Below are 21852 nucleotides of genomic sequence, written 5' to 3' on the forward strand. Positions count from 1 at the left end.
CACTTCTGCCACTCATCACCGCCGGCAACGTTGCCCGTCGCCGGCAGCGGATGCGTACTTTACGGATTTCCCCGATGCCCCGCAAGGCCTTTTCGGGAAAAATTCCAAGCCGGCGAACCGTCGTCGTCCACAGGCGGTTCGGGCAGACCGCCTGTGGACAAGCCGCCCCCTGGCCGAGAGACGACAACGCCCGCTCGAGGCGGGCGCTGCAGCGAGGCATCAAGCGCTCAACTGGCTGGCGGCGAGCGCTTCATCTTGCGCATGATCGCCATCGCCGGCCCCGACGCCACATAGCTACCGAACAGCAGCAGCAGCATCACCGAAGGCTCCACCGAGATCACCACGAAGCCCAGCACGATGGCCAGCAGCACCACGAAGGGTACCGGCCCCTTGAGGTCGATATCCTTGAAGCTGTAGTAGCGGATGTTGCTGACCATCAGCACCCCGGCGGCGGCGACGACCAACAGCATCAACAACTTGAAGCCGACCGCGTCGGCATCGAAGCTGTGGAAGGTCCAGACGCTGGCGGCGACGAAGGCCGCGGCCGACGGGCTGGGCAGACCGATGAACCACTTCTTGTCGACGCTGCCGATCTGCACATTGAAGCGTGCCAGACGCAGTGCGGCGCAGGCCACATAGAGGAAGGCCACCACCCAGCCGGTCTTGCCGATGTCCTGCAGTATCCAGGTGAAGGCGACCAGCGCCGGCGCCACGCCGAAGGAGAGCATGTCGGAGAGGCTGTCATACTCGGCACCGAAGGCGCTCTGGGTATTGGTCATCCGCGCCACCCGGCCATCCAGGCCGTCGAGCACCATGGCGATGAAGATCGCCACGGCGGCCGCGGTGAAGTCGCCGTTGATGCCGGCCACCACGGCGAAGAAACCGGCAAACAGCGCCGAGGTAGTGAAGAGGTTGGGCAGCAGGTAGATGCCCTTGCGACGCACCTTCTTGCCGTCCTCGATGGACTCCTCGATGACCTCCGTCTCGCGCACGAAGGTAGCGGCCAGGTCTTCCTCGGCGGGGGAAGCCGTCTCGCGCTCGGCCCTGCCCTGTTCGGCACCGGGGCGACCGGCATCATGTTCGGTATTGTGGGGATCCTGACTCATTCGCCTCGTCCGTTACCAGAATGGATTCACGCGCTGGTGAATGACTGCCATTCTACACGGTGGCGTCGAGGGAACCATGCCTGCCGTCGGCCCCCGAAACGCCACGAGGGCGCGGAAACCCGCGCCCTCGTGGCTGGCCGCACCGCGGCCGGCGATCAGTTCTTGGACTTGTCGACCAGCTGGTTGGCGGCGATCCACGGCATCATGCCGCGCAGCTTGGCGCCCACGATCTCGATCTCGTGCTCGGCATTCAGGCGGCGACGCGCGGTCATCGACGGGTAGTTGCTGTTGCCCTCGTTGATGAACATCTTGGCGTATTCGCCGGTCTGGATGCGCTTGAGCGCGTTGCGCATGGCGGCGCGAGACTGCTCGTTGATCACCTCGGTGCCGGTCACGTACTCGCCATACTCCGCGTTGTTGGAGATGGAGTAGTTCATGTTGGCGATGCCGCCCTCGTACATCAGGTCGACGATCAGCTTGAGCTCGTGCAGGCACTCGAAGTAGGCCATCTCCGGGGCATAACCGGCCTCGGTCAGGGTCTCGAAGCCGGCCTTGACCAGCTCCACCGCACCGCCGCACAGCACGGCCTGCTCGCCGAACAGGTCGGTCTCGGTCTCGTCCTTGAAGGTGGTCTCGATGATGCCGCTACGGCCACCGCCGACGCCGGCGGCATAGGAGAGCGCCAGCTCCTTGGCGGTGCCGGAGGCATCCTGGTGGATGGCGATCAGGTCGGGAATGCCGCCGCCCTTGACGAATTCGGAGCGCACGGTGTGACCCGGTGCCTTGGGCGCGATCATGATCACGTCCAGGTCCTTGCGCGGCTCGATCTGGTTGTAGTGGATGTTGAAGCCATGGGCGAAGGCCAGGGTGGCGCCCTGCTTCAGGTTCGGCTCGACCTCCTGCTCGTAGATCGCCTTCTGGTTCTCGTCCGGCGCCAGGATCATCACCACGTCGGCGGTCTTGCAGGCTTCCGGCACGCTGGCGACCTTTAGGCCGGCGGCCTCGGCCTTGGCGACGGAGGAGGAGCCGGAACGCAGGCCGACGGTGACGTCGACGCCGGACTCCTTCAGGTTGTTGGCGTGGGCATGGCCCTGGGAACCGTACCCCACGATGGTGACCTTCTTGCCCTGGATGAGGGAGAGGTCGCAGTCCTTGTCGTAGTAAACGCGCATGCTGTGCTCCTGAGAGGAAGGGGTTGGTAACGATGTCAGCGTTGATGGCCACCCGCGCCGTCTGTCGCGGCGCTGGGGGTCTGACGACCGATGTCGATACCTTACGCCAGCCGCCCCATTGCGTAAAACGCGATATTTGCAACGCCGCATGCCGAAATATGCAATACTCCCCGGATGGACATGCGCCCCCTGAAACACTTCCTGGCCCTCGCCGACACCCTGCATTTCGGCCGCGCCAGCGATGCCTGTCACGTCAGCCCCTCGACGCTTTCCCGCTCGATCCGCCAGCTCGAGGAGAGCCTCGGCGTGCGTCTGTTCGATCGCGACAACCGCCACGTCAGCCTGACCCGCCAGGGACAGACCTTCCAGGGCTATGCCCGCGAGACCCTGGAACAGTGGGAGCAGCTGCGCCTGTCGCTGATGAGCGAGGCACGCACCCTCACCGGCGAGATCAGCATCTACTGCTCGGTGACCGCTAGCTACAGCTTCCTCTACGAACTGCTCAGCGAATTCCGGGCCCGCTATCCCGGCATCGAGCTCAAGCTGCATACCGGCGACCCGGCCGAGGCCATGGCGCGGGTGCTGAGCGGCGACGAGGACATGGCGATCACCTCGCGTCCCCGCCAGGTGCCCGAGGCGCTGGCCTTCAAGTCGCTGACCCGCTCACCGCTGGTGTTCATTGCCCCCTATGACAGCCACGGCTGGATACCCTCCACCCCCGAGTCGCCCTCCGCCGAGCAGTGGCGAGAGGTGCCGATGATCCTCTCCGAGGCGGGCCTGTCGCGGGAGTACAGCAACACCTGGTTCCGGGCGCTGGGGATCGCCCCGCGGATCTACGCCCAGGTGGCCGGCCACGAGGCGATCGTCAGCATGGTGGGGCTGGGCTTCGGGGTCGGGGTGGTGCCGAAAATCGTGCTCGACAACAGCCCGCTGCGCGAGCGCGTGCGGGTACTGCCGGTGAAGCCGGAGCTGCCCCATTACGACGTCGGGCTCTGCGTGCTCGAGCGTCGCCTCAGGAGCCCGCTGATCCAGGCGCTCTGGGACGAGGTGGTCGAACGGTGAGGCACAAAAAAGCCGCCCCGAAGGGCGGCCTCTGGATTCAGCAACAAGGCATGTAGAAGACTGATTTACGTCACGAGTGAACGCAGTCGTAAATCAAAGGGACAACACCTTGTCGCCGCGGGCAATGCCCGACACTCCGGTACGCGCCACCTCGAGGATGCCCACCGGCCCCATGGCCTGCAGGAAGGCATCCAGCTTGCCGGCGTCCCCGGTGATCTGCACCGTGTAGAGGCTCGGCGAGACGTCGACGATCTGCGCACGGAAGATGTCCACGGTGCGCTTGACCTCGTCGCGGGCCGCGCCCAGCGCCTTGACCTTGATCAGCATCAACTCGCGCTCGATGTGGTTGCCCTCGGTGAGGTCGACCAGCTTGACCACGTCGATCAGCTTGTTGAGGTGCTTGGTGATCTGCTCGATCACCCGGTCGTCGCCCACGGTGGTGACCGTGAGGCGTGACAGGCTCGGGTCCTCGGTGGGCGCCACGTTCAACGTCTCGATGTTGAAGTTGCGCTGAGAGAACAGCCCCACCACACGTGACAGGGCGCCCGGTTCGTTTTCCATCAGGATCGAGATGATATGACGCATCAGGTCCGCTCCGTCTTCGAAAGCAGCATGTCGCGCATGGAGCCCAGGGGCACCTGCATCGGATAGACGTGCTCGTGCGGGTCCACGGCGACGTCGAGGAACACCAGCTCGTGCTTGTCGGCAAAGGCTCTCTCCAGTGCCGGCTCGAGCTCCTCGAGCGTCTCGACCTTCAGGGCGGTGAAGCCATACGACTCGATCAGTTTCTGGAAGTCGGGCAGCGACTCCATGTAGGAGTGCGCATGGCGGGACTTGTAGTTGAGGTCCTGCCACTGGCGCACCATGCCCAGCGAGGCATTGTTGAGGTTGACGATCTTCACGCCGCCACCGAACTGCTTACAGGTCGACAGCTCCTGCATCATCATCTGGAAGCTGCCCTCGCCGGTGACGCAGATTACCTGCTCCTCGGGGAAGTTCTGCTTGATGCCCATGGCCGCCGGGAAGCCGAAGCCCATGGTGCCGAGCCCCCCGGAGGTGATGAAGCGGTTGGGCTTGTCGAACTTGTAGTACTGGGCCGCGAACATCTGGTGCTGGCCCACGTCGGTGGTCACGTACGCCTCGCCGCGGGTGATCCGGCACAGCGCCTCGATCACCTCCTGCGGCTTGATCGGCTCGCCGGGCTGCGACGGCTCGTAGAGCTTGCCGTGGCGCTCCTCGCGCCAGCCGTCGATCTTCTGCCACCACTCGGCCAGGGCCTCGGGATTGGCGATCTCCTTGCCCTGCACCAGGCTGATCATCTCGTCGATCACGCTGGCCGCGGGGCCGACGATGGGCACGTCGGCCCGCACGGTCTTGGAGACCGAGCTGGGATCGATGTCCACATGGATGATCTTGGCGGTGGGACAGAACTTGGAGGTGTTGTTGGTCACCCGATCGTCGAAGCGCGCACCGATGGCGATGATCAGGTCGGCATGGTGCATCGCCATGTTCGACTCATAGGAGCCGTGCATGCCGAGCCAGCCGAGACACTGGCGGTCGCTCTGCGGGTAGGAGCCGATCCCCATCAGGGTGGTGGTGATCGGGAAGCCCAGCCGCTTGACCAGGTCGGTCAGCCCCTCGCAGGCCCGGCCGGTGACCACGCCGCCGCCGGTGTAGAACACCGGGCGCTTGGCCTTGAGCATCATCTCCACGGCCTTCCTGATCTGGCCGGTATGCCCGCGGGTGACCGGATTGTACGAGCGCATCTTCACCTTCTTCGGGTAGACGTACTCGTAGCGCTCGGTGGGGGCGGTCATGTCCTTGGGAATGTCCACCACCACCGGACCGGGACGCCCGGTCGAGGCCAGGTAGTAGGCCTTCTTGAGGACTTCCGGAATCTCGGTCGGGTGCTTGATCGAGAAGCTGTGCTTCACGATCGGGCGGGTCACGCCGATGATGTCGGTTTCCTGGAAGGCGTCGTCACCGATCAGGTGGCTCATCACCTGACCGCACAGCACCACCATCGGAATCGAGTCCATGTAGGCGGTGGCGATGCCGGTGACCGCATTGGTGGCACCGGGACCGGAGGTGACCAGCACCGTCCCCGGCTTGCCCGAGGCCCGGGCATAACCGTCGGCCGCATGGGTCGCGGCCTGTTCATGGCGCACCAGGATGTGCTTGACCTTGTCCTGGCGGAACAGGGCGTCATAGATGTGCAGCGCCGCGCCACCTGGATAGCCATAGATGTATTCGACGCCCTCATCCTGGAGGAAGCGGGCGATCATATCCGCGCCGGAAAGCAGTTCCACAGATGTTTCTCCCCTGGAGGTCTCGAGTGCGATCCGTGCCCGCTGTCGGGTCACGGGTTCGAGTGCGGCGGTATGCCGCTGCCGGACACGCCGGCACCTGATGCCAAACCCTGGCAGTAAGGGCCCTGTTGGGGCCTGCACTCTCATTCGGGAACGCCGATTTATTGCTGCGCTCGATATCTTGACCGCCGGCGGTACTCAAAGTCCTCATTTACTGCCTTGTAAACTCCGGCTTTTCCGTTCCGGCGACGGTCAACCTATCGTCGCTCGCGACATAAATCAGCAGCTCCCTTTCACGGCGGATCGCCGCGTCGGGGCGTTGGCCAGGCCGGGCGGTCGGCCCGGACCCGGAAGTCCTTCGGCGGGTAGAGGCCAGGTGGCCTACCCTTCGCGCGGCAGTGGGGGGTCACCCGCAGGAGTCCGCGCCCGCAATCAGGAACGGTCAAGATTCCATTAGCATCACGAAGGTGTCAACCGCCAAGGACGCTCGGGTAGCCCATGAACGGGATTTCGGCAAGGCACTTTCGCCCGGACAGCGACAGGAAAGCACCCGCCGAACGGCATAAAAAAACCCGCCGGCATGGGGAACCGGCGGGCAAACGGTTACAGGACGCAACCTGGTTTCAGTGTAGCCAGTCGTCGACCGGAGGCCCGAGCGACAACGTAACGCTTTGTGTGTCAGTGGTGAAACACCAGGTGATCCTCCTCCACGTCGACATGGATGACGTCGCCCGGGGAGAACTTCCCGGCCAGCAGGTCCTGGGCCAGCGGGTTCTCGATGCGGCTCTGGATCGCCCGCTTGAGCGGTCGCGCCCCGAACACCGGGTCGAAGCCCACCACGGCCAACTGGGCCAGGGCGGCGTCGCTGACCTCGAGCGACAGGTCGTGCTCGGCCAGGCGAGCCCGCAGGCGGTCGAGCTGGATGCCGGCGATGGCCTGGATCTGCTCCTGGCCCAGGGCGTGGAAGACCACCACCTCGTCGATGCGGTTGATCAGCTCCGGCCGGAAGTGGTCGCCCACCACCGCCATCACCATCTCCTTCATCTGCGCGTAGTCCGCGTCGTCGCCTCCCATGCGCTGGATGATGTCCGAGCCCATGTTGGAGGTCATGACGATCACGGTGTTGCGGAAGTCCACGGTACGCCCCTGGCCGTCGGTCAGGCGGCCATCCTCCAGTACCTGCAGCAGGATGTTGAAGACGTCGTGGTGGGCCTTCTCCACCTCGTCGAGCAGCAGCACCGAGTAGGGCTTGCGGCGCACCGCCTCGGTCAGGTAGCCGCCCTCCTCATAGCCGACATAGCCGGGGGGCGCCCCGATCAGCCGCGCCACGGAGTGCTTCTCCATGAACTCCGACATGTCGATGCGCACCATGGCCTCCTCGGTGTCGAAGAGGAAGTTGGCCAGCGCCTTGCAGAGCTCCGTCTTGCCCACCCCGGTCGGGCCGAGGAACAGGAAGGAGCCGTTGGGCCGATTGGGGTCGGCCAGGCCGGCGCGCGAGCGCCGCACGGCGTTGGCCACGGCGGTGACCGCCTCGTCCTGGCCGATCACCCGCTCGTGCAGCGCCGCCTCCATGCGCAGCAGCTTGTCGCGCTCGCCCTCGAGCATCTTGGCCACCGGGATGCCGGTCCAGCGCGACACCACTTCGGCGATCTCCTCCTCGGTGACGTTGGAGCGCAGCAGCTGGTGCCTGGCGGTATCGGCCTCGGCCTCGCCGGCCTCGGCGATCTTCTTCTCCAGCGCGGGGATCACCCCGTACTGGATCTCGGACATCCGCGCCAGGTCGCCCTGGCGACGCGCCTGCTCCAGGTCGATGCGCGCCCGGTCGAGCTCGTCCTTGAACTGGGCCGCGCCCTGGATGCTGGCCTTCTCGGCCTTCCAGATCTCGTCGAGGTCGGCATACTCGCGCTCGAGCTCACCGATCTGCTCCTCCAGGCTCTCGAGGCGCTTCTTCGAGGCCTCGTCGGTCTCCTTCTTGAGGTGCTCGCGCTCCATCTTCAACTGGATCAACCGGCGGTCGAGGCGGTCCATCTCCTCGGGCTTGGAATCGAGCTCCATGCGGATCCGTGACGACGCCTCGTCGATCAGGTCGATCGCCTTGTCGGGCAGCTGGCGGTCGGTGATGTAGCGGGTCGACAGCTTGGCCGCGGCGATGATGGCGCCGTCGGTGATGTCGACGCCGTGGTGTACCTCGTAGCGCTCCTTGAGGCCGCGCAGGATCGCCACGGTGTCCTCCTCGGAGGGCTCGTCCACCAGCACCTTCTGGAAGCGGCGCTCCAGGGCGGCGTCCTTCTCGAGGTACTTGCGGTACTCGTCCAGGGTGGTGGCGCCCACGCAGTGCAGCTCGCCGCGGGCCAGCGCCGGCTTGAGCATGTTGCCGGCATCCATGGAGCCCTCGGCCTTGCCGGCGCCGACCATGGTATGCAGCTCGTCGATGAACAGGATCACCCGGCCCTCCTCCTGGGCCAGCTCCTTGAGCACCGACTTGAGGCGTTCCTCGAACTCGCCGCGGAACTTGGCCCCGGCCAGCAGCGCACCCATGTCCAGCGACAGCACGCGCTTGTCCTTGAGCCCTTCCGGCACCTCGCCGTCGACGATGCGCTGGGCCAGGCCCTCGACGATGGCGGTCTTGCCCACGCCGGGCTCGCCGATCAGCACCGGGTTGTTCTTGGTGCGCCGCTGCAGCACCTGGATGGTGCGGCGGATCTCGTCGTCACGGCCGATCACCGGGTCGAGCTTGCCGCTGGCCGCCCGCTCGTTGAGGTCCAGGGTGTACTTCTCCAGCGCCTCGCGCTGGTCCTCGGCGTTGGGGTCGTCGACCCGCTCGCCGCCGCGCACGCTGTCGACGGCGGTCTCGAGCGCCTTGCGGGTCACCCCGGCCTGGGTCAGCAGCTTGGTCACCGCATGGCCCATCTCCAGCGCCGCCAGCAGCACCAGCTCGCTGGCGATGTACTGGTCGCCCCGCTTCTGGGCCTCGCGATCGGTGAGGTTGAACAGCTTGATCAGGTCGCGGGAGGGCTGCACCTCGCCATCGAACTGGGCGACCCTGGGCAGGTCGTCGAGGTGGCCCACCAGGCCGTCGCGCAGCCGGGCGGCATCGCCGCCGGCCTTCTGGACCAGTGCCTTGACGCCGGTATCGCGGGCGTCCAGCAGCGCCAGCAGCAGGTGGCCCGGCTCGAGCTGGTTATGACCACGCCCCACGGCCAGGGACTGGGCATCCGCCACGGCGTTCTGCAGCTTGGCGGTGAACTTGTCGAAACGCATGCGCTTTCCTCCATCGGGGTGGCGACGCATTCGGACACGCCGCTCGTCCCTGTCGATTCGTCTTGACACACTCAATGGAGCCAGCGTGGGCCGCTTTCAAGTCGGCCGCCAGGGAAAGGCACGCGCGGGTTGACGCGGGTCAAACGCAAGCCGTAAGCCGTAAGCCGTAAGCCGTAAGCCGGGATACTGCCACCTCACTCGCTAATGGCAGCGGCTTTTCTTAAAGCTTACAGCTTGTAGCTTCCAGCTCCCGGCGAAGCCGGGCTAGCGCAGCCAGATCACGCTGGCCATCCGCCCGGTCTTGCCGTCGTCGCGGCGGTGGGAGTAGAAGCGCGGTTCGCAGGCGGTACAGAAGTGCCCGCCACTGATGTGCGAGACCCCCAGCCGCTCGAGGCGCAGGCGCGCCAGCTTGTAGAGATCGGCCATGTAGTGGCCGAGCCGGTAGGGGCTGGGCTCGAAGGCCTCGGTCGCCTCGGGATGCACGCCGACGAAGGCCTTCTGCACCTCGGGGCCGACCTCGAACTGGGCATTGGAGATCGCCGGGCCAAGCCACGCCAGCACCTCCTCCGCCGGCACGCCGAGGGCGGCCACCGAGGCCTCGAGCACGCCGCCGGCCAGCCCGCGCCAGCCGGCATGGGCCACCCCCACCCGCTGTCCGCGGCGATCGCAGAACAGCACCGGCAGGCAGTCGGCGGTGAGCACCACGCAGGCGTGGCCCTGGTCGAAGGCCACCGCGGCATCGGCCTCGGGTGGCTCATCCGTATAGCGCTGCTGCACCCGGGCGCCGTGGACCTGGTTCAGCCACAGCAGCGGCCGCTCGTCGGTGAGCTCCTTCTGCAGCAGGCGTCGACACAGGGTGACGTGAGCCGCGTTGTCGCCGACGTGCTCGGCCGGGTTGAAGGCGGCGAAGTCCTCCTGGCTGGGGCCGGTCTCCCGGGTGGTGACGAAGGCCCCCACGGTGACGGGGGCCGGCCAGTCGGGCAGGATCAGGGTCGGGCGCAGGTCCGGGGCATCGCTCATTGCGGGGTCCTCAACGCATGGTCTCGACGTCGTCGCGGAGGTAGTCGAGCAGCAACAGGATGTCATCCGGCAGCGGCGCGCGGAAGGTCAGGGTCTCGCCGGAACCGGGATGGACGAAGGCCAGCTTGCGGGCGTGCAGCGCCTGGCGGGGAAACTCGCGCAGCAGCGCCTTCAGCGCTTCGCCGCCCCCCCTCGGCAGCTTGAGCCGTCCGCCATAGACGGGGTCGCCCACCAGCGGATAGCGCAGATGCGCCAGGTGCACGCGGATCTGGTGCGTGCGGCCGGTCTCGAGCCGGCAGCGCACATGGGTATGGGCACGGAAGCGCTCCACCACCCGGTAGTGGGTCACCGCCGGCTTGCCGGAGGCATTCACCGCCTGGCGCTTGCGGTCCCTGGGGTGGCGGCCGATGGGTGCATCCAGGGTGCCACCGGCGGTCATCACCCCGACCGACACCGCATCGTACTCACGGGAGACACTGCGCGCCTGGAGCTGTTCGACCAGCGAGGTCTGGGCCATCAGGGTCTTGGCCACCACCATCAGCCCGGAGGTGTCCTTGTCGAGCCGATGCACGATGCCCGCCCGCGGCACCGCGGCCAGCGCCGGGCAGTGGTGCAGCAAGGCATTGAGCAGGGTGCCGTCGGGGTTGCCCGCGGCCGGGTGAACCACCAGCCCCGCCGGCTTGTCGATCACCAGCACCTCGTCGTCCTCGAAGACCACGTCCAGCGGGATCGCCTCGGGCTCGAAGCGGGCATCGTCCTCGAGCTCGGCCTGCAGCTGCAGCCGCTCGCCGCCGTAGACCTTGTCCCTCGGCCTGGCGGGAGTGCCGTCGACGGTCAGGGCCCCGGCCTTGATCCAGCCCTTGAGGCGCTCCCGGGAGAAATCGGCGAACAGTTCGGCGGCGGCCTGGTCCAGACGCAGGCCGGCCATGGCATCGGGAACGCGTTGCTGTGCTTCCAGGGTCTGGGACATGAGCGAGTGAGAGCCCCGTATGCAGTTATCGGAGAGGGGTTTCCGGCGGCGCATCCGGCGCAGGGTGACTGCGTTTTGCCGCACGGTGCTTTATAGTGAGCGGGTTTGCGGCCGATTCTACCACGGCCGATCCGGGTTGTTTGATACGAGGATCACGATGCGCGTTTTCACCACCCCTGCCCGCCTGGCCGCCCTGGTGTTGGCCACTACCCTGCTGGCCGGCTGCGCCAGCAACGGCTCACAGGAAGAAGAGGAAGACGAGTTTGCCGGCGTCGCCGAGCGCGAGCTCTACGAAGAGGCCCGTGAGTCCCTCGATCGCGGCCGCTATCCCACGGCGATCTCCCGGCTGGAGGCCATCGACACCCGCTTCCCCTTCGGCAACCACGCCGAGCAGGCCCAGCTGGAGCTGATCTACGCCTACTACGAGACCAGCGACTGGGAGGCCACCCGCGCCGCCGCCAGCCGCTTCATCCGTCTGCACCCCAGCCACCCCCAGGCCGACTACGCCCTCTACATGCGCGGCCTGGCCGCCTGGCAGGCCGGCCGCTTCAGCCTCGAGCGGCTGCGGCTGATCGACATCTCCAAGCGTGACCTCGGCGCCTCGCGGGAGGCCTATACCGACTTCCGCGAGCTGATCAACCTCTATCCCGACAGCGAGTACGCTCCGGATGCCAAGCAGCGCATCGTCTACTTGCGCAACCTGATGGCCCGGCACGAGCTCCACGTGGCCGACTTCTACCTGCGCAAGGGCGCCTATCTGGCCGCCGTGGAGCGCGGCCGCTGGGTGGTCGAGAACTACCCGGAGTCCGAGGCCACCCGCGACGCCCTGGCGGTGATGGTGGAAGGCTACCTGGGCCTGGAGATGCGCGACCGGGCCCGCGAAGTGCTGGCCGTGCTGCTCGAGAACGCCCCCCACCACGAACAGCTGCGCGGCCGCACCTTTGAGCCGAAGCATGTCAAAGCGCAGTCGCTCTCGGCCTGACGCCCGCCCAGACGGAAAAAACCGGCGCCGCCCGAGGGGCAGCGCCGGTTTTTTTGTGGCCAGCTTCGCAGCACATGCCTTTCCTGTGGTATAAAAAAGGTATATTTTTTACTCATGAACGCCTTCGAATTCGATCCCCGGAAGAGCGAGTCGAACCGGCTCAAGCACGGTACGACTTTGTCGATGCCCAGCGGCTCTGGGAAGATCCGGACTTGCTGGAGATTCCAGCAAAGGCCAGCGATGAGCCACGCTCCGTGGTCATTGGGAGGATCGACGGGAAGCACTGGTCCGGCATCATCACCTACAGAGGCAAACGGATTCGCCTGATCTCGGTCAGACGTTCACGCAGCAGCGAGGTAACACTCTATGAAGGCCCATGAGCTCGATTCACGCTTTGATGAAGGCGACGACATCATCGATGAACTCGACCTGACGCAAGCCAAGCACCCGCTCAGGAAGCAGAAACGTGTCAATGTCGACTTCCCGGCCTGGATGCTCGACTCCCTGGACCGTGAAGCCGCTCGCCTCGGCGTCACTCGTCAGTCGATCATCAAGATCTGGCTAGCCGAGCGCCTGGAACAGCACGGCTCACACTGATCCATAGGATGAAAAGACCGGCGCTGCCATCGCAGCGCCGGTCTTTTCTTCAAGCTTACAGCTTCAGGCTTCCAGCTCTCATTCCCCCGGCTGCCAGCCGTTGACGATGGGATAGCGGCGATCGCGGCCGAAGCCCCGCGGCGTGACACGCACGCCCACCGGGGCCTGACGGCGCTTGTACTCGCAGCGATCGACCAGCTTGACCACCTTGTAGACGTCGCCGCGGTCGAAGCCGGCCGCGATGATCGCCTCGGCGCTCATGTCGCCCTCGATGTAGCGCACCAGGATGGCATCGAGCACGTCGTAGCCGGGCAGCGAGTCGCTGTCCTTCTGGTCCGGGGCCAGCTCGGCGGAGGGCGGCCGCTCGATGACCCGCTGGGGGATCGCCGGCGACTGGCTGTTGCGCCAGCGGGCCAGGCGGTAGACCCAGGTCTTGTAGACGTCCTTGATGGCGTTGTAGCCGCCCACCATGTCGCCGTAGAGGGTCGCGTAGCCCACCGCCATCTCGCTCTTGTTGCCGGTGCTCAGCACCATCAGGCCCTTCTTGTTGGAGATCGCCATCAGCAGCACGCCACGGCAGCGCGACTGCAGGTTCTCCTCGGTGGTATCCCGCTCGGTGCCGGCGAAGCTCTCGGCAAGCGTGTCCATGAAGGCCTCGACCATCGGCTCGATGGGCAGCACCTCGTAGCCGACGCCGAGCAGTTTCGCCTGTTCGGCGGCGTCCTCCTTCGAGATGTCCGCCGTGTAGCGATAGGGCATCATCACCGCATGCACGCGCTGCGGGCCCAGGGCATCCACGGCAATGGCCAGCGACAGGGCCGAGTCGATGCCGCCGGAAAGCCCCAGCACCACGCCCTCGAAACCGCTCTTGTTGACGTAGTCGCGAAGCCCCGTGACCAGCGCGCAGTAGAGGTTCTCTTCCGGCTCCACTTCGGGATCGGTCTCGCCCGGCCGGGGGACCCACTGGCCCTTCTGGTGCACGAACTGCACCGGCATCAGGCCCACTGCCCAGTGGGGCGCCTGCACCATCAGCTTGCCCCTGGCATCCACGCAGGCCGAACCACCATCGAACACCAGCTCGTCCTGGCCTCCGATCATGTTGACGTAGACCAGCGGTCGCGCCACCTCGGCGGCACGCTCCTTGAGCAGCTGCAGGCGCTCTTCGGGCTTGTCCTGGTGGAAGGGCGAGGCGTTGAGGCTGATCAGGATATCGGCACCGGCATCGCGGGCCTGGCGCACCGGCGCTTCCTTCCAGATATCCTCGCAGATCAGGATGCCCAGCTTCGCCCCCTGGTGGTCGATCACCAGCGGCCGGGTGCCCGCGGCGAAGTAGCGCTGCTCGTCGAACACCTGGTAGTTGGGTAGCGCCTGCTTGGCGTACTCGCCGAGCCATTCGCCGTTGTAGAGCACGCCGGCCAGGTTCCAGGTCTGTCCCTCGCGACGGCCGGGGTAGCCGACGATCACCAGGACGTCACGCACCACCTTCTCGGCCATGCGGGTACGGGCATGGCGCAGGCGGCTCTCCATGGCGGGCCGCAGCAGCAGGTCTTCCGGCGGGTAGCCGGTCAGGAACAGCTCGGGCAGCACCACGATGTCGGCCCCATGCTCGATGCGGGCCTCGCGCACCGCCTCGATGGCACGGTCGGTATTGCCGGGAATGTCCCCGACCAGCGGGTCCAGCTGAGCCATCACCAGCGTCAGATCTTGCATGGGCGTAGAAATCTCTCGAGAATCCATGGATACCCTTCATTGTCCCGCAAGGGCGGCCGAGTGGCAAAGGTGGCCGCCCTTCACCAGGGAGTCTCACAAAGGATGAACCTGTTGCTCATTCGCCTGATCATCTTCGCCGTGCTGTTCTTCGTCGGCCTCAAACTCTACCGCATGTACCGGGAGTGGAAGCTCGAACGCGAGGAGCTGCTCGAGGGCGACGAACGCCAGGAGGGTAGCCAGATGGTGCGCTGCACCTGGTGCAAGGTCCATGTGCCGGAAAACGAGGCGCTGCGCGAGAAGGAGGAATGGTTCTGCTGCAGCGCCCACCGCGACAAGTATCTCGAGGAGCAGAAGTCCGAATAGCGCTATCGCTCCAGCCGATAGGGCGCCGGATCGATGATCGGCTCGCGCCCCAGTAGCTGGTCCACCAGCAGCCGGGTCGAGGCCGGGGCCAGCACCAGGCCGTTGCGGTAGTGCCCGGCGTTGACGCTGAGGTTATCCACGCCTGGCACCCGGCCGATGAAGGGAACCCCGTCCGGCGAACCGGGACGCAGCCCCGCCCAGTGGTGTTCCACCTCGCAGTCGGCCAGTGCCGGGATGATGTTCACCGCGCTCTGCCAGAGGGATTCCCGGGCCTCGCTCGTCGTGCTCGTGTCGAAGCCACACTCTTCCAGGGTGGAGCCGGCCAGCACCCGGCCATCGGCCCGGGGAATCACGTAGCGCCCGTCCATCAGGACCACCCGCCGCACCAGTCCCGGCGGCGCCTTGAACAGGATCATCTGCCCCTTCACCGGGCGCACCGGCAGCCGGACATCGACCCGCTCGAGCAGGCCTGCCGCCCAGGCGCCGCCGCAGACGATCACCTGCTCCCCCGAGACCGGCCCCGACGCGGTACGCACCGCGGCAATCCGCCCGCCTGCCCGCTCGAAACCGGTGACCTCGCACTGCTCGCGCAGGGTGACCCGGGGCATGCTGGCCAGCCGCGCGCGCAGCGCGCGCACCAGGCGCGGGTTGCGGATGCTGCCCAGGGTCGGCATCCACAGCGCCTCGGACAGGCCCGGCGCCGCCTGGGGCTCCTTGGCATAGAGGAAGTCCGCATCGACCCGCTCGAGCGGCTTGCCCACTTCCCGCGCCCAGGCCATGGCCTTCGCCTCGTCATCGACACGCAGGTAGAGCAGCCCCTTCTGGCGGTACTCCGGGTCGATGCCGGTCTCCTCCAGCAGGCGCAGCGCCAGTTCCGGGTAGAAGCCCTCCGACCAGGTGGAGAGCCGCGAGATCGGCGCGCTGTAGCGCCAGGGGTAGAGCGGCGAGACGATGCCGCCGCCGGCCCAGGAGGCCTCGCGGCCGCAGTCGCCCCGCTCGAGAAGGGTCACCGAATGGCCGGCATCGGCCAGTTGCAGCGTCGTCATCATGCCGATGACGCCGCCACCCACGACAAGAAATTCACTCACAGGCATTGTCCGAAATGGCTTACAGAGAGGCGCGGTAGCTTGGCTAGGGTGAAGTGACCACACCAAGGACGGAAATGCCATGCGCCCCGTCACCGCGCGCGCCCTGTACCTTACCGGCAGGCCCGGCCGGCTGGCAAAGTCGCGTCAGCGGGGCCTGACCCTGATCGAGCTGGTCGTCGCCATCGTCGTGCTCGCCATCCTGGTCACCTGGGCCATCCCCGGCTTCCAGAGCTTCACCGCCCGCAACGAGGTCGCCGCCGAGGTGCTGCGCCTCAAGACCGCCCTGGCCATGGCACGCAATACCGCCGTGACACGGGGAACGGCCATTTCGATCTGCGCCAGCCCGGGGCCGGCCTACGATACCTGCGCCTTCGACGACTGGGATCACGACTGGGTGATCGTGGAAGGTGAAGTCACGGGAAGCAGTCTGGCGGGAGTTACCATCCTGCGTGTGCTGGAAGCCTCGGATCAGGTCGAGGTCAGTTTCAATAGGGATGACCGCCCGGTACGGTTCTCCGCCATGGGCTGGTCACAAGGTTACAACGGCACTTTCAATGTGTGTGGAGAACTTACGACCCACTCCACAATCGTTCTTAATAATGCAGGAAGAGCACGCATTATGGAGCATGCATCCGACTGCTGACTTATCCCATTTTACTGGGAAACATCTTCATACCATGAAACCAGCCGAACTCCTTTCCCGCCTTGATGCAGGAGCTGCCATGCCGCACTGCTATAATGGATCCCCATGTTTCCGCTAATATTAAGCTCACCCGTAACTATCTCACCATCATCATTCACACTATTAAGCACCACAACCCCACCATAAATCTGAGGATTCCCCGAGCTAAATTTCAAGGTTCCACCCGGCTCAATGAGGATCACTCCTTCATGAGTGCTTGTGCCATGGTAGTCTAGGACTGCCCCATCTCGTATCACAATCACACCAAGGGTATTGGTGCTGGCGCTGACCGACACTTCCGCGCCACCGACGACCTCTATAAACTTGGGACTCACGCTTTCCCAGAACCCAGTGGTTTCAAGGTCAGAGTCCGAAAGCGCTGAGTCGTAATCCGCCCTATCTCCCACATTAAAGTCCAGCGCATCCCCCTCCTGCAGCTCCATATCATAACCAGAGGCCGTCACAAAGTCCAAAAACTCATACCACTGGGATTGCCCATCGTAAGAGTCGTTGACGCCATAGTATTTATTATCACAAATAGTATAACTACTATCATCAGTCTCGCAGCTTGAGCCGTCACTTTCTTCTGTAGGATGTTCCGCGTAAGGAATATCAGGATAATAGGCGTCGTACTCAGTTGTTCCGTCACTGTCAGGATCTGCTATACAATCATTACCTTCGCAGTCAAAAACCTCAGGAACATGATAATCCTCACCTGTAAGCACAGCATTGCCACTCACCTTATCCGAACAGTACACACCAAAGCATGAATACGCCGGGCCATGCGGAGGGATGGGTAGCCTTTTATACTTCGAAACAACCGTAGCGGTGATTTCGGACCTGTTGTTTGGATATCCCTGCATCGTAACGGTAACATGCTCGGCACTCAGAGAATCACAGATGGATTGGTCTTCAGGCCCCCAGCATATCGTTTTTACCTGATACATGGCATAGTCACCGACAGCGCCTTCATCGCCATCATTCCAATCGATATCATTCAAGTCTAAAGGCCAGCTAATTTGGCCACGAAGCCATGAGTAGAACTTAGAAGTTCCGGATTCAGAAGCCATCTGCGCCGCCGCTGAAGCACGATGATTCCCCGCCATCGCCTCCTCAAGACGAGAGGCCTGCATACTGGAAACACCTAGCAGAAGTGCAACTGTCAGTAGCACCAAGCTTACGATGAGAGCCGCGCCACCTTGTTCTTTATACATACCCTACCTCTCTGCCAGACTTACCTGGCCACGGATTCCCGATTGGCTACGCGAAACGAGAACCTCTTATCTGCCACGGATTCTGCTCCTATTGGAGCAAACTCTATATCGACAATTACATAGCCATCGCTATCGATATAATCAAAATCGGCATCCACCAAGCCATCCACCACCGCCTGGTCCCCCACCCAACCACTCCCACAGTCGTAGTTGACATAGACAGCCCCGGAAGCATATGAATAAACCACACTCACCAAGTCATCCGAAGCGGAGCAGTAAGGATCCTCTGTCCTTGTAGTATACTCCAGAACAAGCACCTTATCCCCGGAGTCGTCTATCTTATTCGCCGCAGAACTCCGAATATCCAGCGAGACCACATCGGAAAAAAATCTTAATGACTCTTGACGACTGGCCAGCCCCTCCATTCGATTAAAGGATTGCTTGCTGGAAACAAAAATCTGGGTTGCGCCGAAGACCACAAGCAGCCCAAGCGCTAAAGCCACCATCAATTCAACCAGGGTGAAGCCACCCTCATGGTAAAATCTTTTACTCCTCATGGCTCACGCCCCGGAAGCTGAAAAGTATAAGACAGCAGGGAAACGTTTTCCGTATCAGTTGTTCCGTAGGAGAGAAACCTGTCATCACTCCAGTCAACTGTCACTTGATACTCACATTTTACGCCAGTCCCACCTGGATCTTCCTCAATTTTGCTATTCTGCATATCCGGCAGCTTGTCTGACCAATGAGTAATCCACTCACTCGCGATAGCCGAGAGTGTAGGCGAGGAGGTGTCCGATGGGCAGAAATTGCTGGCAGACCCCATTTCAACCCATAGCCGTTCAACGGCATCCCGGGCCGCCAGCGAGGCAATGGAGCGTTGATAGGAGACTTGCACGCTCTTCATCGCCTTCAGCTGCATCGCCGCGATACCAAGCAGTCCAATCGAGAGAACGAGCACCGCTATCAACACCTCCAGTAGGGTGAAGCCTCGCTGCTCTCTCCTCTTGTTAGGGCTAGGCACAGTTATCTCCTACCTTCCCTGCCAACCCCACTCGGATTGATTCCGTTTTACCGTTATGGCTGACATCAATCTGTTTGCAGGTTGTTCCATCCAAACGGCCTAGCGAAGTAAAAGTCACTGTACTATCACTATCAATGCTAACAGGCGAACCAGTTTGATCGCGCACTTGGAGGCACTTGGCATCCGTTGGATCCGAACAATCTATGCTGGAGCCATCATCGAGTTTAACCTCCAGTTTCCATCCCCCTCCCGCAGATTGGGTCAGAACCGCGGTCACCTTCTCTCTCTGTGCGACGGCTTCACTACGTGCAAAGTTAAGTCCTGACAGTATAGAGTTATAATCGGCAGCCAAGCGGTTGGTCGCTATCATGCTTTGAAAACTGGGCACGGCCACGGTCGCCAGGATTACCGCCACGGCGAGCGTCACCAACAACTCGATCAGAGTGAAGCCGGCACGTTTTTTATCATTACCAGCAGTCGGTTCCACCTGCCCCCCTCACGCCTTGGTGGTTCAGCGTAAAGTTGCCACAAGAATCCCCAGACTGGGCTCCCTGGGGGGCGGCTTGCAATGTGTACGTCGAAGCCGTTAGCGTAGCTGTGACACTGTAAAACCCCTCCTCCGAGTCAACGGGAAAAGTGACGCAACCCGTGTAGTCGCTGGATACCGTATAGCACCGCTCGAGCTGCCCGGCGATGCTGGTCAGCGCCGACATGGCGTCCGTCCGCCGCGCCTCCTGCACATACCGCGTATAACTCGGATACGCGATCGCCGCGAGAATCGCGATCACGGCTACCGCAATCATCAGTTCGATGAGCGTGAAGCCGGCGGCTCGCCGGGTGGTGCCTGAAGGGCCCTGGGGCCTGCGTCGGGTGCTCTGCTGGGTCACGCGGCGCTTCTCCACGATGTCGTTACATTTGGTTTCAGTATGTATCAAGAATCTCGTTCTCGATAGGGCCTGGGACCAAAAAAGCCGGGCGCGAGCCCGGCTTCCTTCCTTGCGGTTCTTGAGGCACCGGCGACAGCCGGTTAGCGGCCACTCGCATCACATCAGTCTAGTCGCTGGCGATCACTCGCTCACGCAGCTCCCGCGGCATCGAGAAGGTGATGGTCTCGGCGCGACCGTCGAGCTCCTGCGGGGCCGTGGCCCCCAGTGCCTGCAGCCGCTCGATCACCCCCTGCACCAGCACCTCGGGGGCGCTAGCCCCGGCGGTCACGCCGACGTTGCTCACGCCCTCCAGCCAGGCGCCGTCGATCTGCTCGGCGCTGTCGATCAGGTACGCCGGGGTGCCGACCCGCTCGGAGAGCTCGCGCAGGCGGTTGGAGTTGGAGCTGTTGGGGCTGCCCACCACCAGCACCAGGTCGCTGCCGGCGGCCAGTTCGCGCACGGCGTCCTGGCGGTTCTGGGTGGCGTAGCAGATGTCGTCCTTGCGCGGCCCCTCGATCGCGGGAAACTTGGCGCGCAGGGCGTCGATCACCCTGGCCGTGTCGTCCATGGAGAGGGTGGTCTGGGTGACGAAGGCCAGCCGGCTCGGGTCCTTGACCTCGAGGGCTGCCACATCGGCCTCGTCCTCCACCAGGTAGATGTGCCCACCGTGGGAGGTATCGTAGCGCCCCATGGTGCCCTCCACCTCGGGGTGGCCCGCGTGGCCGATCAGGATGCATTCCTGGCCGCGCCGGGCGTAGCGCAGCACCTCCAGGTGCACCTTGGTGACCAGCGGGCAGGTGGCGTCGAAGACGCGCAGCCCGCGGCGGTCGGCCTCCTCCTGCACGGCGCGGGAGACGCCATGGGCCGAGAAGATCACGATGACGTCGTCGGGCACTTCATGGAGCTCCTCGACGAAGACGGCACCACGTTCGCGCAGGGTGTCGACCACGAAGCGGTTGTGGACCACCTCGTGGCGCACGTAGATCGGCGGCCCGAAGACATCTAGCGCCCGGTTGACGATCTCGATGGCGCGGTCGACGCCGGCGCAGAAGCCACGGGGATTGGCCAGCCTGATCTGCAAAGAATTAGCTTGCATGGTTGCCTTGCCTTGATGCTCGAGCATCGGTATCTGATTGCCGGCGCTGGTGGAGCCTTGGGGGTCAGACCCCAGCCCATGTGCCAGACCTGTCTGTGTGCACGAAATAAGCGATTTCACCACCGCCGGGGTCTGACCCCAAAGGCGGCAAGCCGCCCCTGTCGCTCAGCGGAGCCGGCCTCCGACAGCGGGGCACCGCTTAATGAGTCGTGGCGGGCTTCACGTCGATCACTTCCACCTCGAAGGTCAGGGTACGCCCCGCCAGCGGGTGATTGAAGTCCACTTCCACCTGGTCGTCGTCGATGCTGGTGATCACGCCGGGCAGTTCGCCGCCGGCGGCATCGGCGAATGACATCACCATCCCCACTTCCGGCTCATCGCTCTCGAAGTCGTCGCGCTTGAGCAGCTGGATGTTCTGCGGATTGTGCTGGCCGAAGGCGTGCTCCGGAGTGATCTCGAAGCTGCCGGTGTCGCCGTCGGCCAGCCCCTTGAGCGGCGCCTCGAAGCCCGGCGGCAGGTTGCCGTCGCCGACCTGGAAGGTGGCGGGCTCCTTGTCGCGGGTGGAATCCACCACGGTGCCGTCTTCCAGCTTGAGGGTGAAGTGCAGGGTCACTTCCATGCCCTCGTCGATACGATAATCGCTCATTGCGCTCTCTCGAAACTCGGTGGTTGCCGCCTGCTCCCTGCTCGTGGGACGGCGCAACCGTGAATGAATTCATTCCGCGGGGCGTGTCGTGGCCGCCGACTACCCCTGGCGCCGCCGTGCCCGGCGCCGCTCGCCGATGGTCGATTCCCAGATCAGCCCGATGGCGCCCAGGGTGATGCCGATGTCCGCCACGTTGAAGGCCGGGTAGTACCAGCCGGCGACGTGGAAGGAGAGGAAGTCGACCACATAGCCGTGTACCAGGCGATCGTAGAGATTGCCCAGGGCCCCGCCGATGATCAGCGCCAGCGACCCGGCGAGCAGCGTCTCGTCGGCCTTGAGGCGCGTCAACCAGATCGTCAGGCCGATGCTGGCACCCACCGCGATCACGGCGAAGAACCAGCGCTGCCAGCCGGGGTGGCCGGCCAGGAAGCTGAAGGCCGCGCCGGTGTTGTGCAGCAGCGTCAGGTTGAAGAACGGCAGCACCTCCACCGGCTGGGCATAGCCCAGCAGGCCCGAGGCCAGCGCCTTGGTGCCCAGGTCGAGCACGATCACCGCCGCGGCCAGCCACAGCCAGCGCAGCGGGCGGCGCATGGGTTCCACCTGGGTAGCCCTCCGGGGCTCTCGCTT

At 64.3% G+C, this 21852-nt stretch carries 23 protein-coding genes; 6 read left to right on the plus strand and 17 right to left on the minus strand.

The features are described from left to right. Positions 1-227 precede the first annotated feature (227 nt). Both pssA and ilvC read right to left on the minus strand, forming a co-directional pair. Positions 228-1106 (minus strand): CDP-diacylglycerol--serine O-phosphatidyltransferase, encoded by an 879-nt coding sequence (pssA, locus tag CR157_RS20015; RefSeq protein ID WP_110285307.1) that lies wholly within the window; start codon positions 1104-1106, stop codon positions 228-230. 155 nt (positions 1107-1261) lie between these two features. Next, on the minus strand, positions 1262-2278 hold the full coding sequence (gene ilvC / locus CR157_RS20020) for a ketol-acid reductoisomerase (protein WP_110285308.1): 1017 nt from the start codon (positions 2276-2278) through the stop codon (positions 1262-1264). A gap of 174 nt (positions 2279-2452) precedes the next feature. Here ilvC and ilvY point away from each other — a divergent pair, with 174 nt between their 5' ends. Beyond that, the gene (gene ilvY, locus CR157_RS20025; protein ID WP_110285309.1) at positions 2453-3340 is read left to right on the plus strand and encodes an HTH-type transcriptional activator IlvY; all 888 of its coding nucleotides are present in this window, start codon (positions 2453-2455) and stop codon (positions 3338-3340) included. A 93-nt stretch (positions 3341-3433) separates the two neighbouring features. On the opposite strand, the gene ilvN is transcribed toward ilvY, so the two are convergent. The 5 genes from ilvN to rluD all read right to left on the minus strand — a co-directional run bounded on the left by ilvN (position 3434) and on the right by rluD (position 10900). Next, on the minus strand, positions 3434-3925 hold the full coding sequence (ilvN, locus tag CR157_RS20030) for an acetolactate synthase small subunit (protein ID WP_102626691.1): 492 nt from the start codon (positions 3923-3925) through the stop codon (positions 3434-3436). Then, positions 3925-5649, minus strand: coding sequence for an acetolactate synthase 3 large subunit (locus tag CR157_RS20035; RefSeq protein WP_110285310.1), 1725 nt, complete (start codon positions 5647-5649; stop codon positions 3925-3927). The genes ilvN and CR157_RS20035 overlap by 1 nt, the downstream gene beginning before the upstream one ends. A 678-nt stretch (positions 5650-6327) precedes the next feature. Beyond that, positions 6328-8910, minus strand: a complete 2583-nt coding sequence (gene clpB / locus CR157_RS20040) for an ATP-dependent chaperone ClpB (protein ID WP_110285311.1) — start codon at positions 8908-8910, stop codon at positions 6328-6330. 264 nt (positions 8911-9174) lie between these two features. Then, complete coding sequence (gene pgeF / locus CR157_RS20045; protein ID WP_110285312.1) at positions 9175-9930, minus strand: peptidoglycan editing factor PgeF; 756 nt, start codon at positions 9928-9930, stop codon at positions 9175-9177. A 10-nt stretch (positions 9931-9940) separates the two neighbouring features. Beyond that, a complete protein-coding gene (gene rluD / locus CR157_RS20050) occupies positions 9941-10900 on the minus strand; it encodes a 23S rRNA pseudouridine(1911/1915/1917) synthase RluD (RefSeq protein WP_110285313.1) in 960 nt (319 codons plus the stop codon). Between the two features lie 157 nt (positions 10901-11057). Here rluD and CR157_RS20055 point away from each other — a divergent pair, with 157 nt between their 5' ends. The 3 genes from CR157_RS20055 (at position 11058) to brnA (ending at position 12479) form a co-directional block, all read left to right on the plus strand. Continuing rightward, entirely contained in the window at positions 11058-11882 is an 825-nt protein-coding gene (locus CR157_RS20055) for an outer membrane protein assembly factor BamD (RefSeq protein WP_110285314.1), read from the plus strand. Between the two features lie 74 nt (positions 11883-11956). Beyond that, complete coding sequence (locus tag CR157_RS20060) at positions 11957-12262, plus strand: BrnT family toxin (protein ID WP_258364245.1); 306 nt, start codon at positions 11957-11959, stop codon at positions 12260-12262. Then, positions 12249-12479 carry a type II toxin-antitoxin system BrnA family antitoxin gene (gene brnA, locus CR157_RS20065; protein ID WP_110285315.1) on the plus strand — a complete coding sequence of 77 codons (231 nt, stop codon included), beginning with the start codon at positions 12249-12251 and terminating at the stop codon, positions 12477-12479. Before CR157_RS20060 ends, brnA begins: the two co-directional genes overlap by 14 nt. Positions 12480-12557: 78 nt before the next feature. Here the strand turns inward: brnA and CR157_RS20070 are convergent, their stop codons facing one another. Further along, positions 12558-14189 (minus strand): NAD+ synthase, encoded by a 1632-nt coding sequence (locus tag CR157_RS20070; protein ID WP_110285316.1) that lies wholly within the window; start codon positions 14187-14189, stop codon positions 12558-12560. Positions 14190-14291: 102 nt separating this feature from the next. Between CR157_RS20070 and CR157_RS20075 the strand changes: the two genes are divergently transcribed. Next, positions 14292-14552 carry a PP0621 family protein gene (locus CR157_RS20075; RefSeq protein WP_110285317.1) on the plus strand — a complete coding sequence of 87 codons (261 nt, stop codon included), beginning with the start codon at positions 14292-14294 and terminating at the stop codon, positions 14550-14552. A gap of 2 nt (positions 14553-14554) precedes the next feature. On the opposite strand, the gene thiO is transcribed toward CR157_RS20075, so the two are convergent. Further along, positions 14555-15640 carry a glycine oxidase ThiO gene (thiO, locus tag CR157_RS20080; RefSeq protein ID WP_181422126.1) on the minus strand — a complete coding sequence of 362 codons (1086 nt, stop codon included), beginning with the start codon at positions 15638-15640 and terminating at the stop codon, positions 14555-14557. A gap of 79 nt (positions 15641-15719) precedes the next feature. Here thiO and CR157_RS20085 point away from each other — a divergent pair, with 79 nt between their 5' ends. Beyond that, positions 15720-16283: a GspH/FimT family pseudopilin gene (locus CR157_RS20085; protein ID WP_110285319.1), complete on the plus strand. Its 564-nt coding sequence runs from the start codon at positions 15720-15722 to the stop codon at positions 16281-16283. Between the two features lie 11 nt (positions 16284-16294). Here the strand turns inward: CR157_RS20085 and CR157_RS20090 are convergent, their stop codons facing one another. From CR157_RS20090 to lspA, 8 genes are all read right to left on the minus strand, one after another. After that, positions 16295-17536 carry a PilX N-terminal domain-containing pilus assembly protein gene (locus tag CR157_RS20090; RefSeq protein WP_110285320.1) on the minus strand — a complete coding sequence of 414 codons (1242 nt, stop codon included), beginning with the start codon at positions 17534-17536 and terminating at the stop codon, positions 16295-16297. 20 nt (positions 17537-17556) lie between these two features. Next, complete coding sequence (locus tag CR157_RS20095; RefSeq protein WP_110285321.1) at positions 17557-18093, minus strand: PilW family protein; 537 nt, start codon at positions 18091-18093, stop codon at positions 17557-17559. Further along, positions 18090-18557: a type IV pilus modification protein PilV gene (gene pilV, locus CR157_RS20100; RefSeq protein WP_110285322.1), complete on the minus strand. Its 468-nt coding sequence runs from the start codon at positions 18555-18557 to the stop codon at positions 18090-18092. The genes CR157_RS20095 and pilV overlap by 4 nt, the downstream gene beginning before the upstream one ends. Continuing rightward, on the minus strand, positions 18550-19044 hold the full coding sequence (locus tag CR157_RS20105; protein WP_110285323.1) for a GspH/FimT family pseudopilin: 495 nt from the start codon (positions 19042-19044) through the stop codon (positions 18550-18552). The genes pilV and CR157_RS20105 overlap by 8 nt, the downstream gene beginning before the upstream one ends. Beyond that, entirely contained in the window at positions 19025-19459 is a 435-nt protein-coding gene (locus tag CR157_RS23245; protein ID WP_306766795.1) for a type IV pilin protein, read from the minus strand. Before CR157_RS23245 ends, CR157_RS20105 begins: the two co-directional genes overlap by 20 nt. 151 nt (positions 19460-19610) lie before the next feature. Further along, positions 19611-20579, minus strand: a complete 969-nt coding sequence (ispH, locus tag CR157_RS20115; protein WP_181422127.1) for a 4-hydroxy-3-methylbut-2-enyl diphosphate reductase — start codon at positions 20577-20579, stop codon at positions 19611-19613. A 199-nt stretch (positions 20580-20778) separates the two neighbouring features. Beyond that, positions 20779-21225, minus strand: a complete 447-nt coding sequence (gene fkpB / locus CR157_RS20120; protein WP_110285325.1) for an FKBP-type peptidyl-prolyl cis-trans isomerase — start codon at positions 21223-21225, stop codon at positions 20779-20781. Positions 21226-21324: 99 nt separating this feature from the next. Next, positions 21325-21816 carry a signal peptidase II gene (gene lspA / locus CR157_RS20125; RefSeq protein ID WP_110285326.1) on the minus strand — a complete coding sequence of 164 codons (492 nt, stop codon included), beginning with the start codon at positions 21814-21816 and terminating at the stop codon, positions 21325-21327. Between the last annotated feature and the right edge of the window lie 36 nt (positions 21817-21852).

The organism is Halomonas sp. LBP4 (assembly GCF_003202205.1).
Lineage (GTDB): Bacteria > Pseudomonadota > Gammaproteobacteria > Pseudomonadales > Halomonadaceae > Halomonas > Halomonas flagellata.

What these genes read in the sequence shown, in the direction of transcription:
- pssA (WP_110285307.1), bottom strand. Translation starts at nt 1,106, where the DNA reads ATGAGTCAGGATCCCCACAATACCGAACATGATGCCGGTCGCCCCGGT.
- ilvC (WP_110285308.1), bottom strand. Translation starts at nt 2,278, where the DNA reads ATGCGCGTTTACTACGACAAGGACTGCGACCTCTCCCTCATCCAGGGC.
- ilvY (WP_110285309.1), top strand. Translation starts at nt 2,453, where the DNA reads ATGGACATGCGCCCCCTGAAACACTTCCTGGCCCTCGCCGACACCCTG.
- ilvN (WP_102626691.1), bottom strand. Translation starts at nt 3,925, where the DNA reads ATGCGTCATATCATCTCGATCCTGATGGAAAACGAACCGGGCGCCCTG.
- clpB (WP_110285311.1), bottom strand. Translation starts at nt 8,910, where the DNA reads ATGCGTTTCGACAAGTTCACCGCCAAGCTGCAGAACGCCGTGGCGGAT.
- pgeF (WP_110285312.1), bottom strand. Translation starts at nt 9,930, where the DNA reads ATGAGCGATGCCCCGGACCTGCGCCCGACCCTGATCCTGCCCGACTGG.
- rluD (WP_110285313.1), bottom strand. Translation starts at nt 10,900, where the DNA reads ATGTCCCAGACCCTGGAAGCACAGCAACGCGTTCCCGATGCCATGGCC.
- CR157_RS20055 (WP_110285314.1), top strand. Translation starts at nt 11,058, where the DNA reads ATGCGCGTTTTCACCACCCCTGCCCGCCTGGCCGCCCTGGTGTTGGCC.
- CR157_RS20060 (WP_258364245.1), top strand. Translation starts at nt 11,957, where the DNA reads ATGCCTTTCCTGTGGTATAAAAAAGGTATATTTTTTACTCATGAACGC.
- brnA (WP_110285315.1), top strand. Translation starts at nt 12,249, where the DNA reads ATGAAGGCCCATGAGCTCGATTCACGCTTTGATGAAGGCGACGACATC.
- CR157_RS20070 (WP_110285316.1), bottom strand. Translation starts at nt 14,189, where the DNA reads ATGCAAGATCTGACGCTGGTGATGGCTCAGCTGGACCCGCTGGTCGGG.
- CR157_RS20075 (WP_110285317.1), top strand. Translation starts at nt 14,292, where the DNA reads ATGAACCTGTTGCTCATTCGCCTGATCATCTTCGCCGTGCTGTTCTTC.
- CR157_RS20085 (WP_110285319.1), top strand. Translation starts at nt 15,720, where the DNA reads ATGCGCCCCGTCACCGCGCGCGCCCTGTACCTTACCGGCAGGCCCGGC.
- CR157_RS20090 (WP_110285320.1), bottom strand. Translation starts at nt 17,536, where the DNA reads ATGTATAAAGAACAAGGTGGCGCGGCTCTCATCGTAAGCTTGGTGCTA.
- CR157_RS20095 (WP_110285321.1), bottom strand. Translation starts at nt 18,093, where the DNA reads ATGAGGAGTAAAAGATTTTACCATGAGGGTGGCTTCACCCTGGTTGAA.
- ispH (WP_181422127.1), bottom strand. Translation starts at nt 20,579, where the DNA reads ATGCAAGCTAATTCTTTGCAGATCAGGCTGGCCAATCCCCGTGGCTTC.
- fkpB (WP_110285325.1), bottom strand. Translation starts at nt 21,225, where the DNA reads ATGAGCGATTATCGTATCGACGAGGGCATGGAAGTGACCCTGCACTTC.
- lspA (WP_110285326.1), bottom strand. Translation starts at nt 21,816, where the DNA reads ATGCGCCGCCCGCTGCGCTGGCTGTGGCTGGCCGCGGCGGTGATCGTG.